Below are 11963 nucleotides of genomic sequence, written 5' to 3'. Positions count from 1 at the left end.
ACACCGACGGGTCGGCGCGTTCCACCGCGAACGGCACCGGATAGACGCTCTGGCGGATCACGCCTTCGACGGTACGGGTCTGGCCGGCCTTGAGCGTTCCCTCGGAGGCTTCCTGGGCGATGGCCTCAAGCTGGGCCATGTTCCAATCCACTGCGCGCGTGGCCTGCGAACCGTCGCTGTATGACAGTTCCGCACGGGTTGCGGCCAAGGCCAGAACCGCATTCCGGGCATCCTCACCATGCAGGCCCGCATCGATTCGCTGGGCGGGCACGGACGTTCCGGTATTGCGGATGCGGCCGAAGCGCTCTATCAGGCGCTCGGCCTCCGGCTCACTGATGGCGATGCTGTTGCCGACGACGGCGTTCGGAATGCCGCAATCCCCGGTCTGACGCAACGGCTGCGACGACGCCGATTCCACGACATCAAGCGGCCTGCCCGAACCGGCGGCGGCTACGATATCGGCCGTCCGCGCGGTGCGTGCCTTGCCATCGTCACCGGTCCAGGAGACGACGTAGCACGCGTCCGCGGCGTCGAAAGAGACGGACGGGTGATTGACCCCACCGGTGGTGCGCAACAGCACCAGCCCCCGCTGGTCGAACGCCGTCAGATCATCGCTGATGGCGAGCAGGAATGCCGACCGTTCGGAACCATCCGGCTCACCGCCGCGGGCGGTACGGGTCGCGGCGATGGCGAATCGTCCGTCCGCGAGGCGGAACAGGAACGGATTCTTCAGCGATTTCAGCGTGATATCCATACCGGGCATGACCACGCCATGGGCGACGGCGTCGGTGGCGGGGCGAGGCGCGTCGAACCGGTCGGCGGCGAAGTGCGCCGCGGCCGTGCACGCGTGGCGGGATTCCGCGGTCGCGGCGGCGATCGGCACACCGGCCGCGAAGAAGATGCCATAGTTTTCGTTCAGCGGCTGCCACTCGGCGTCATCGCCGGAACGTAGCGCCAAATGCATGCTGTAGGCGATGTCCTCGTTGTTCGCCTCTTCGCGTCCGGTGGCTTCGCGTGTATAGCACAGCAGGGAATAATTGGCCGACATGGAAGATCCTTCAGTAAGCAGATACAGGTTTTACAACGATGTACTATACCGTGTTTTACATCGTTGTACAACTTGGTGTGGCGGCATTGCGACACCCTTCATCCGCGGAGAGGAAGCATCATGGAACGCGCTTGTCGCACTTGTGAGCGGGCGCATCGCATGGCACATGACAACGACGAGGGGCTTCCCGGTTACCCTGGGAAGCCCCTCGAATCATATCCGGCGCGTTTGCTCAACGCGTCCGTGCAATCAGCGCAATCAGCGCTCGGAACGGTTGATGGCCGAGATGATGGCCTTCAGCGAGCTGGTGACGATAGAGGTATCGATGCCGACGCCCCACACGATGCTCGTGTTGTCTTCCTCGCCGATCTGGCATTCCACATAGGAAGCGGCCATGGCATCGGTGCCGACGGACATGGTGTGCTCCACGTAATCCATGACGGACGCTTCGATGCCGAAGTTGCTCACGGCGTTGAGGAAGGCGGCGATCGGACCGTTGCCGATGCCGGAGACCTCACGCTCCACCGGCTCGTCGACACCAACGTTCACGCCGCGGTCGAGAATCCTGGCCTTGAGCACGGTGTCGGAACCATCCTCGCCGGAGGAGACGGACACCTTCAGCAGCTTCAGACGGCCCCACTGCTCGAGGGTCTCGTCCTTGCTGTCTCCGACCACGACACCAGCCGCGGTGGCGCCGGATTCCTCGACCGGCAGGTACTCGTCCTTGAACAGACGCCAGATGTCCTCGTCCTTGACTTCCTTCTTGGTCTCATCGGCGTAGTTCTGCACGACCTTCTCGAACTCGACCTGCAGACGCTTCGGCAGATCAAGGTTGTGGTTGGTCTTGAGCAGGTAGGCCATGCCGCCCTTGCCAGACTGGGAGTTCACGCGGATGATGGCCTCGTAGGAACGGCCGATGTCCTTCGGGTCGATCGGCAGGTACGGCACGAGCCACACGAAGCTGTCCAGATCGGCGCCAGCACGGTCGGCGGCCACCTGACGGGCCTCAAGACCCTTCTTGATGGCGTCCTGATGGGAGCCGGAGAACGCGGTGAACACGAAGTTGCCGGCGTACGGGTGGCGCTCGGAGATCTTGATCTGGTTGCAGTATTCGACGGTCTTGCGGATTTCCGGAACGTTGGAGTAGTCGATCTGCGGATCGATGCCCTGGGTCAGGAAGTTCAGGCCAAGGGTGACCAAATCGACGTTGCCGGTACGCTCGCCGTTGCCCAGCAGGCAGCCTTCAACGCGGTCGGCACCGGCCAGCACGGCCAGCTCGGTGGCGGCAACGCCCATGCCCTCATCGTTGTGCGGATGCAGGGAGAGCACCACGGCGTCACGCGGTACGAGGTGGTTGGACACATACTCGACCTCGTCGGCGAAGACGTTCGGCGTGGTCATTTCCACGGTTGCCGGCAGGTTGATGATCATCGGATGTTCCGGCGTCGGCTTGATGACGTCGATCACCGCGTTGCACACCTCGACTGCGTACTCCGGCTCGGTGCCGGTGAAGGATTCCGGAGAATACTCGTAGTACAGGTCGATGCCCTTGGCCTCGCCCTCAAGCTCCTTGCACAGCGCCGCGGCGTCGGTGGCAAGCTTCTTGATGCCGGCCTTGTCCTTGCGGAACACGACCTCGCGCTGCAGCACGGACACGGAATTGTAGAAGTGCACGATGGCGCGCTTGGCGCCCTTCAGGCACTCGTAGGTCTTGCGAATCAGATGCTCGCGGGCCTGGGTGAGCACGACGATGGTGACATCGTCAGGAATGAGCTCACGCTCGATCAGCATGCGGATGAAGTCATAATCGGTTTCGGAAGCCGACGGGAAGCCGACCTCGATCTCCTTGAAGCCCATCGACACGAGCAGATTCCAGAAACGCAGCTTGCGCTCGGAATCCATCGGGTTGACGAGGGCCTGGTTGCCGTCGCGAAGATCGACGGAGCACCAACGCGGTGCACGCTGCAGTCGCTTGCCCGGCCACGTACGCTCCGGGAAATCAAACGGCACCTGCTTATCGTATGCGACGTACTTGTTGTACGGCATCTTGCTGGGCTTTTGCGGAGCTCCAATGTAACGCGCCGGAGGCAGCAGCGGGTCGTTGTTCCCTCCGTTGGACGCCGCGGCGACTGCCGCGAGATCAAACACTGACGATTGATCCTGACCCATCACTCCTCCTTATCTGTAAAGTCGGATCGGCCTTCTGCCAATCCACATTGTTACGTGCATGTTACCTACCTGCACTGCCGCCCATACTAGCGACAACCAATCCCATATTTTGCCGGTATTCCGCGATATGACGGCATGGTTTGCGATTTTCGCGCCCTTATTTCACCCCATATCCAGATTTGCCGCAGTACAGTGGGCATCATGAGCTTGCGATTCAACAGCGACGGTACGTTCCGGGTGCTGCAAATGGCTGATATTCAGGATGGTCCGGACGTGCGCGAAGACACGATTCGGCTGATCGAAGGCGCTATCAGGAAGGCACATCCCGACCTCATCGTGCTCACCGGCGATCAGATCCGCGGCTACGATCCGGCATATATCGATACGTTTCTACGTCGCCGTGGCGAACAGCCCGGTACGCACGTGCGCGCGGTCACCGAAATCGAAGCGAAAATCCGCGGCATCAAACGTCATCCGATCGCCAAAACACTGACCAAATCGCAGCCCTCCGACGAACGGTGGATGATCGACGGCATCGGCACCGATTCGCCGAAACTGGTGAAAAGCGCAGGTCGCAACGGTTCTGCCAGCAAGCTGGAATCGTGGGCGGAAGCCATCAATCGCGCCACCGCGGCGTCGCTGCTCGACGAGACACGGCAGAAAGTGCGCGACACGTTCGCCGCGTTTTTGGGGCCGGCGTTGGAATCGCGTATCCCCTTCGCTGCGACGTACGGCAACCATGATTTCCAATGCGGCATCCTCGCCGACGAACAGGACGATCTTTACCGCGAGTTTGCCGGCTGTATGAATCCCGTCGCCGGCTCGTCGCCGTTGGCGCTCGAACCGGGCACGTTCGCGTTGCCGATCGAAGCGTCCGACGGTTCGGGGCGCATCACAATGAGCGTGATGATGGTCAATTCGGGCGATTACGCCGACACGGCAGACGCGGGTGACGGCAACGGACGGCAGTCGGTCACCGAATACGCGAAATACGCGGCGAATTCGCGCGGCTGGGATTTGGCCGACTCCGACGGCTACGGCACCCCCTCGCCGGAAGCCGTCGAATGGCTGAAGCGCGTGCAACGCGAGTTGGGCAGGCGCAATGGCGACGGGCAGGCGGTGCCGGCGATCGCCTTCCAGCACATTCCGCCGCAGGAATTCTACGATTGCCTGCGCGAAGTGCCCGCCTACACGCCGAACGCCGTGGAGGGCGCGCGCGAATTCGCAGGACATTGCTATGTGCTCGACCGCGATGTGTGCCGACCCGGTTCGCGGCTGGGCGAGGCGATTGGCTGCGCCGACGTGAACGTGGGCGAAGTGGACGCGCTGCGTGAGGCGGGCGGCTATTTCGCGCTGTTCTGCGGGCATGACCACAAGAATTCGTTCGTCGGGCATGTGCACGACATCGATTTGGGGTACGCGCCGACCTGTGGTTTTGAATGCTACGGCCCGAAATCGCGGTTCCGCGGCATCCGGCTGTTTGAATTCCGCGAAGACAATCCGATGGCGTACGTGACGCGCATGCTGACGTGGGGCGATCTGGTCGGCCGTTATTCCAGCAACGAATTACGCGTGTTCTTCGAGGACCATTGCGTGACGGACCTGATCGGCGTGCGCAACGAGCTGCGCAGGCCGCAGGTCAGCGCCACGCTGCTAGGGGCGGGCGCGGTGACGTGCGGCGCGATCGGATACGCGGTTCGGGGGCTGTTGCGCAAATCGCAGTAATGCGATGCTCGTGGCAATCGCAATAATCGACAGCGACTCGGCGGCAGCACCGCCGACAACGCGACCTTATCGAATATCACTCAAGATATTTCGATTGGAAGAAGGCGTCTTGCTGTGATTCGCTACCGAGATTCGTGTCCTCGGCATTCACGATAATCGGCGTTTCCAGCTTGGCGGGCATGCTGTCATACCACGCATGGCTCCAGCCGACGATCGCTTCGCTGAGCTGCGAACTGTCGTATCCCGCCGGATATACCGTGAATGCACCGCAGGGGGCAATGCCGTAGGGGTCGGCAACCGTATATTTACTACCGTTTTTGATATACGTGTCTCCTATATTGCCATCGATTTTCAGCGCCGATTTGTCGCATTGCATCGTATAGCTGCCGTCCGCGTTCTTCTTGGCATCCTTGAAACGGCCTTTGAAATTCGAAATGGTGACCGATCCGTTCGGATAGTCATCTCCCGTAATGCCCATGTCGGAATCATGATATGTTCCGCTGAACGTGCCATCGGACGCCACCGTCATAGTGGTGCTCCAACCGCCGGAACCGGAAGCGAAACCGTACTTTCCGGCGATGGACTTCATCAAAGACCGAGTGGCGGCATCCGATTGCGAATCAGATTTCTTGGTGTCTGCGTTCCTGCTTGCATTTTTGCCGTTAGATTTCTGACTCTTGGCGGACACGCCCTTGATGTTGGCGTCTTCGAGGGAATCCCAGTCGGGCTGGACGTCCTCCACCAGATAGTAGGCGGTTTCGTCGCTGGGGGCGGGCTTCATTTTGACGGTGTCATCCTTGGAGCCGTTGTAGCCGTTGTAAGGCATGAATGGATCGAACCAGTCCCTTGTATAGGTTGATTCCTTCTCGCCGTTCTTGTACTGGTTCACGTCACGATACATCAAGAACGGACGGTCCGTATCGACAGGTTTTTGCTTTTGGGCAGCCGCGAGTGCAGACGCGTCAAAATAGCCAATTTTCTCTACTGATTCCACATCAGAGCCGACTGGGAACACCGCGAACAAATCCATCATATGGAATTTACCGCTGCCGTCCGGCTCATAATCGGACGCATCCGAAGAGTCGGAATCAATGTCATGGACCTTTCCGGCAACACAACTCCGCATATCGCCTTCCCCACCCAAGGCGGAATCGCCACACCAATACGTTTCGAACGCTTTGTGTGGGAACAATTCAAATGCTCCAGAGTTTCCAGTCAACAGATAGTCGGCTTTCTTGCTGCTGCAATACGGCTGTTGCACCGCATCGCAGGAAATCAAAGACTCACCGGTCATGCTGTACTTCGTGTTCGCAGCACCATCTTTCACTTTCAGGAAAACGATGTCTCCGCTGGAATAACTGTCATCCTGTCCTAGCGTGATGCAGTCGCCGGCCTTATTGCACCACTGGCCAGAAGCAACGTCACTCGTGCCCATCAGCAACCCATCTCCACCGGTTCCGCTGTGGTCAATGAACGTCTGCTTGGCACCCTTGGCATCCACACCCTGATACAGGGTGATGGTCTGGCCTTCGTTCAGCTGGCTGCCCGGCCCAGGTTCGGAGCCGGAGACCTTGCCGATGTACTGTTTCGATGAGAGACGTTTCTCCACTTTCACGTCGTAGCCTTTGGATTCAAGGCTTGATTTCACGTCGGAAATTTCCTGGCCGACGATGTCCGACGGCAGGCCGCCGTCGCTTTTCGTAGCCACGCCGATGTAGATGCCTTTCTTATCATCCTTCACGCCTTGGCCTTGCGCGGGGTACGTGCTGATCACGCTTCCCTCGGTGGTTTTGCTGGTGTCCGACACGATCACCTGCTTGTAATGCACCGGCACGCCCATCTGCGAGAACGTTGTCACCACGCTTTCAGCTTTCTTGCCGACCGTACCTTCCGGCACGCCAGGGCCGGCCGATTCGCGCACTGTCACCACACTGCCCGCTCTTACGCGGTCACCGGACTGAATTCCCTGATAGCCAAGGAACTTGCCGCTTTTCACGCCGGAGAATTCCTTGACGCGCTTGACTTTGAGACCCTTGCCTTCAAGCTGCCTGACCACGACCTTCGCATCCGGAGTCTTCGACGAGTCCTTGGGAGACGCCACCGCCACGTCCGGCAACGACTTGCCACCCCACAACTCCATGTTGTATGTCACGATGCCGGCCACCACAGCGGCGACCAGCAGCATCGCGGCCACCGCAATGCCGATGATGAGCTTGCGATTCGGGGAAGCGTCACGCACAGTTCCGTCGCTTTTTGGCTCAGGAGTTTCCGACACCGACGGAACGGATTGCGATGCAGCCGAAGTCGCGGACTGCGCTACGGGCAGCGTGCCGCCGCCCGGCAACGGGACCGGCGGAATCGCGTCTGCCGGCTGCGAAGCGAGCTGTTCTGCAGGGCGTTCCTCGTGCTGTGCCGCAGACTGTTCCTCGGGTTGCTCCGCAGACTGCGGTGCGAGCTGCGATGCAGGGGTTTCCGCCACCGTGGAATCGACGGAAAAATCATCCGAAATCCGTGCTTGTCCGGCATCAGGCTGCACCGGAACGGAGACCAACGGATTGCCGCAGTTCGTGCAGAACTTCGACTCCGGAGCGTTCTTCGAACCGCATTGCGTACAGAACATGGCTTCTCCCCTGCTTCAGTTTCTTCTCTGAAATCGATTATAGGGAGCCGGCGCGGTAAGCCGAAAGACTACCGGAACAGGCTCACGCCTCGACGGGCCATGCAGTAGGCGTTACCCAGCCACGTATGACGGGAATTCGGCCACACCGCGCCCAATCGCGGAGCATTCTGGCTCATCCAGATACTCGGTACGCGGCCGTCAGCGGAACGCGAGCCCAGCAGGTTGAAACCGTTCTTTTCCAGCAGCCATTCCGGATGCTGTGTGGCGATCGCAAGCCCCTCTTCCAAAGTCAACGGCAATCGCTCGTCGGAATCGATCAGCTTGCGTGCCACGTCCGGCTCGCGGTTGATATAGCAGGTGCCGGTGTGCGGTTCGATCACCAGATAGAACGGGCCTTCCGGCGGTTCGAAACCATCCTGCGGCAGGAAGCTGGCGATATCGCGCGGCGGCATGGTGGTGAACCCCGCCATGCGGTTGATGGAGGTTCGGGCGATCAGCGATTCGGGCGTCACCAGTTCGCGCGTGGGCACCAACAGGATCTGCGTACCCAAATCGGCGGAACCATCGCAATCCTCAAGCGCGCGGATAAGCGGGCGCGCAAGCGAGCGGAACGCGGCTGCCGACATATCGGCCACATCCGGATACCCCAACGCCACGATACGATCCAGCTGCTTCTGCGCTTCTTCTGATGCCTTCGACATGTCTACCAGTGTACGCGAGCGCGTTTACCGACCAGCATACGGATAGCTCGGCGGACATGACGGCGGGTTTTCGTAAGATTGAACAACGCGTGTGGCCGCCCGCGACGTCGTTTTGGGCCGGCTGGTCGACCTCAAGCGTAAGCAAAATCAAACTTGCAAAACTTGGAAAACCGTTCCAGCATAAGCGAAAGGTTGTTATGTCCGAAAAGATTAAGGTTGGCATTCTCGGAGCTACGGGCATGGTCGGACAGCGCTTCGTGACGCTGCTCGAAAACCATCCGTGGTTCGAACTGGTCACCCTTGCCGCGTCCGCGCACAGCGCCGGCAAGACCTACGAGGAGGCCATCGGCAGCCGCTGGAAGATGGAAACCCCGATGCCGGAGTTCGTCAAGCACATGGTCGTCAAGAACGTGGCCGACGTCGAGGACGTGGTCAAGGACGTCGACTTCGTGTTCTCCGCGGTGAACATGCCGAAGGACGAGATCCGCGCCATCGAAGAGGAATACGCGAAGACCGAGACCCCGGTCGTGTCCAACAACAGCGCCCACCGCTGGACTCCGGACGTGCCGATGGTGGTGCCGGAGATCAATCCGGAGCACTATGAGGTCATCGAACATCAGAAGAAGCGCCTGGGCACCACGCACGGTTTCATTGCCGTCAAGCCGAACTGCTCCATCCAGGCCTATACTCCGGCTTTGGCCGCGTGGAAGGAATTCGAGCCGCACGAGGTCATCGTGAGCACGTACCAGGCCATTTCCGGCGCGGGCAAGACGTTCAAGGATTGGCCGGAAATGGTGGGCAACATCATTCCGTTCATCTCCGGCGAGGAAGCGAAGTCCGAGAAGGAGCCGCTGAAGGTCTTCGGCCATGTGGACGAGGCCAAGGGCGAGATTGTGCCGTTCGACGGTCCGCTGCGCATCACCTCGCAGTGCATCCGCGTGCCCGTGCTCAACGGCCACACCGCCACCGTGTTCATCAACTTCGGTAAGAACCCGACCAAGGACGAGCTGATCGACCGTCTGGTCAACTACACCAGCAAGGCCGCCGAGCTTGGCCTGCCGCACGCTCCGAAGCATTTCATCCAGTACCTGACCGAGGATGACCGTCCGCAGGTGCTCAAGGATGTGGATTACGAGGGTGGTATGGGTGTTTCCATCGGCCGTCTGCGTGAGGATTCCATTTTCGATTGGAAGTTCGTGGGATTGGCGCACAATACCCTGCGTGGCGCCGCCGGTGGCGCGCTGGAAAGCGCAGAAATGCTTAAGGCGTTGGGTTACATCACCAAGAAGTGATGCGACGTTTATGCGGCTTGGGTAGCTAAACCGTAAGCCGCATAAACGAGCCATAGCCAAGCAAAAGGCCGACTCTTCGGAGCCGGCCTTTTGCTTGTTTGGGGACTGCTTGGCACGGTATGCAACGTACGGCGTGAATCGTAAAAAGCAAACGAAAAGGGCACGGTCGCAAAACCATGCCCTTTAAAAATACTGGGAAACTGAAGCCAGCACTATCAGCGGCCGGTGCCGCCGTACACCACGGCTTCCACCTGGTCGGCGTCCAGACCGTAGGCGGTGTGCAGCGCCTTGACGGCGTCGTTGAGCTGCTCGAGCGGTACAAGCGCGGCGATGCGGATTTCGGACGTGGAGATCATCAGCACGTTCACGCCCTTGTCGCTCAGCGCGTTGAAGAACTTCGCGGCCAGACCGGAATGGGTCTTCATGCCCACGCCGACCACGGCCACCTTGCCGACGTTCGGGTCGACGTCGAAGGACTGGAAGCCCAGCTCGCCCTGCTTCTCCTGCAGCACTTCCTGGACCTTGGCCGCGGCGGTGCCCGGCACGGTGAAGGAGATGTCGGCGGTGCCGGTGGAGGCGGAGGCCTGCACGATCATGTCCACGTTCACGCCGGCCTCGGCCAGCATGGTGAACACCTTCGCCGCCATGCCCGGCTCGTTCGGCACGCGGCGCACGGTGGCCAGCGACTCGGTGCTGTCGTGCGCGACGCCGGAGATGATCGGCACTTCCGGCCCCAGGTCGGGGAACAGGTCGCCCATGGACTGGTTGTTGTCTTCGCTCATGTTCTTACCTTTGTTTGTAAAGTCTTATTTTCGTTTTCGCGTTGTCTTGCAATTATTTGCGATTGCCTGCGATTACGCTGCCCGGCTGCCGTTCAGATGTTCGGCAGGGTGCGCGGATCGACGCCTTCCGGCACGATCAGCGTGCCGCGACGGTGGGAGAAGGAGCTGCGCACGTGCAACGGCATGCCGAATCGCTGCGCGTATTCCACGCAACGCAATGCCAGCACCTTGGAACCGCAGGACGACATTTCCAGCATCGATTCGTAGTCGATGACGGGAATGCGACGGGCGGTCGGCACGATACGCGGATCGGCGGTGAACACGCCATCGACGTCGGTGTAGATTTCGCAGATGTCGGCGTCCAGCGCCACGGCGAGCGCGACTGCGGAAGTATCGGAACCGCCACGGCCGAGCGTGGTTGCGTCGCCGCCTTCGTTCACGCCTTGGAAGCCGGCCACGATCGCCACGGAACCCTTATCCAATGCACGACGCACGCGATCGGGCTTCACGGCCTTGATATGCGCGGTGCCGAACTGCGCGTCGGTCATGAAACCAGCCTGGGAACCGGTGAACGAGTATGCATGAGAACCGGCCGCATGAATCGCCATAGCGAGCAAACTCATCGAAATACGCTCGCCTGCGGTCATCAGCATGTCCATCTCGCGCGCCGGCGGGTTGGAATCGATGCTGAGCGCCTGATCGATCAGGTCGTCGGTGGTGTCTCCCATGGCGGAGACCACGACGGCCACGTCATTGCCGGCGTTCTTCGTTTCGATGATGCGTCGGGCCACGCGCTTAATCGATTCTGGGTCGGCTACGGAAGAGCCGCCAAACTTCTGCACGATGAGAGCCACAACTTATCCAATCTTCTTCAACGTATCACCTGCCTGATTCGGCAAGTGAAGTTCATTATAGGAAAAACCTGATTTGTCAAGTCCGGACGCGCCCAACATACGGAACATTCGGGACCCGTTCAGACGGCGCGACGGCCGGCGAGCGCACGGCCCAGGGTGATCTCGTCGGCGTATTCGAGGTCGCCGCCCACCGGCAGGCCGCTGGCAAGGCGCGTCACCTTGATGTCGGTCTGGCTCAGCAGCTGCGAAAGGAAGCTGGTGGTGGCCTCGCCTTCCACGTTCGGGTTGAGCGCGAGGATCACCTCCTTGACTTCGCTGTCCTTAAGCCGTTCGATGAGTTTGGCGATGTTGAGGTCGCTTGGCTGCACGTTGGCCATCGGGTTGATGACGCCGCCCAGCACATGGTACATGCCTCGGTATTCGCGGGTGCGTTCGATGCTCATCACGTCCTTCGGCTCTTCGACCACGCAGATCACGCTGTGGTCGCGGCGTGGGTCGGCGCATACCGGGCATGGGCTGGTTTCGCACACGTTGCCGCAGATATCGCAGAACCGTACTTTTTCCTTGACTTCCGTGATGGCGTCGATCAGTGCCTGCGATTCCTCATCGGGCGCGTTGAGCAGGTAGAAGGCGATGCGTTGCGCGCCTTTCGGCCCGATGCCGGGCAGGTTGGCGAACGCGTCGATGAGTCGTTGGATGGCGCCGTCATAGGCCAAAGCCATGGTTCATACCTTTCGTTGACTGGTTGCCGCAGCCACGTTCCGGACAACTG

Annotated in this window: 8 protein-coding genes and 1 pseudogene; 2 read left to right on the top strand and 7 right to left on the bottom strand. The window is 60.3% G+C overall.

The window, feature by feature from the left end; genetic code table 11:
• Together OGI63_RS01835 and leuA are read right to left on the bottom strand one after the other, a co-directional pair.
• Positions 1 to 1048, bottom strand: a pseudogene (locus tag OGI63_RS01835) (alpha-arabinofuranosidase); the annotation flags it as partial.
• A gap of 258 nt (positions 1049 to 1306) precedes the next feature.
• A complete protein-coding gene (gene leuA / locus OGI63_RS01830; protein ID WP_011742682.1) occupies positions 1307 to 3217 on the bottom strand; it encodes a 2-isopropylmalate synthase in 1911 nt (636 codons plus the stop codon).
• Positions 3218 to 3415: 198 nt separating this feature from the next.
• On the opposite strand from leuA, the gene OGI63_RS01825 reads away from it, so the two are divergent.
• Complete coding sequence (locus tag OGI63_RS01825) at positions 3416 to 4942, top strand: metallophosphatase (protein ID WP_172458541.1); 1527 nt, start codon at positions 3416 to 3418, stop codon at positions 4940 to 4942.
• Positions 4943 to 5018: 76 nt separating this feature from the next.
• On the opposite strand, the gene OGI63_RS01820 is transcribed toward OGI63_RS01825, so the two are convergent.
• Positions 5019 to 7562, bottom strand: a complete 2544-nt coding sequence (locus OGI63_RS01820) for a PASTA domain-containing protein (protein ID WP_011742680.1) — start codon at positions 7560 to 7562, stop codon at positions 5019 to 5021.
• 68 nt (positions 7563 to 7630) lie between these two features.
• Positions 7631 to 8263 (bottom strand): DUF5701 family protein, encoded by a 633-nt coding sequence (locus tag OGI63_RS01815; protein ID WP_035010307.1) that lies wholly within the window; start codon positions 8261 to 8263, stop codon positions 7631 to 7633.
• A gap of 197 nt (positions 8264 to 8460) precedes the next feature.
• Here OGI63_RS01815 and asd point away from each other — a divergent pair, with 197 nt between their 5' ends.
• Positions 8461 to 9555: an aspartate-semialdehyde dehydrogenase gene (asd, locus tag OGI63_RS01810; protein WP_011742678.1), complete on the top strand. Its 1095-nt coding sequence runs from the start codon at positions 8461 to 8463 to the stop codon at positions 9553 to 9555.
• A gap of 215 nt (positions 9556 to 9770) precedes the next feature.
• Here the strand turns inward: asd and OGI63_RS01805 are convergent, their stop codons facing one another.
• From OGI63_RS01805 to recR, 3 genes are all read right to left on the bottom strand, one after another.
• Positions 9771 to 10337, bottom strand: coding sequence for an ACT domain-containing protein (locus OGI63_RS01805; RefSeq protein ID WP_041777211.1), 567 nt, complete (start codon positions 10335 to 10337; stop codon positions 9771 to 9773).
• A gap of 92 nt (positions 10338 to 10429) precedes the next feature.
• Positions 10430 to 11191 (bottom strand): aspartate kinase, encoded by a 762-nt coding sequence (locus OGI63_RS01800; RefSeq protein WP_003807502.1) that lies wholly within the window; start codon positions 11189 to 11191, stop codon positions 10430 to 10432.
• Between the two features lie 119 nt (positions 11192 to 11310).
• Positions 11311 to 11913, bottom strand: coding sequence for a recombination mediator RecR (gene recR, locus OGI63_RS01795; protein WP_011742676.1), 603 nt, complete (start codon positions 11911 to 11913; stop codon positions 11311 to 11313).
• Positions 11914 to 11963: the final 50 nt, after the last annotated feature.

It is taken from the genome of Bifidobacterium sp. KRGSERBCFTRI (genome assembly GCF_025908335.1).
Note: the sequence above shows the minus strand (reverse complement) of the source record. Positions and strands in the feature narration are given on the sequence as shown.

What these genes read in the sequence shown, in the direction of transcription:
- leuA (WP_011742682.1), bottom strand. Translation starts at nt 3,217, where the DNA reads ATGGGTCAGGATCAATCGTCAGTGTTTGATCTCGCGGCAGTCGCCGCG.
- OGI63_RS01815 (WP_035010307.1), bottom strand. Translation starts at nt 8,263, where the DNA reads ATGTCGAAGGCATCAGAAGAAGCGCAGAAGCAGCTGGATCGTATCGTG.
- OGI63_RS01820 (WP_011742680.1), bottom strand. Translation starts at nt 7,562, where the DNA reads ATGTTCTGTACGCAATGCGGTTCGAAGAACGCTCCGGAGTCGAAGTTC.
- OGI63_RS01805 (WP_041777211.1), bottom strand. Translation starts at nt 10,337, where the DNA reads ATGAGCGAAGACAACAACCAGTCCATGGGCGACCTGTTCCCCGACCTG.
- asd (WP_011742678.1), top strand. Translation starts at nt 8,461, where the DNA reads ATGTCCGAAAAGATTAAGGTTGGCATTCTCGGAGCTACGGGCATGGTC.
- recR (WP_011742676.1), bottom strand. Translation starts at nt 11,913, where the DNA reads ATGGCTTTGGCCTATGACGGCGCCATCCAACGACTCATCGACGCGTTC.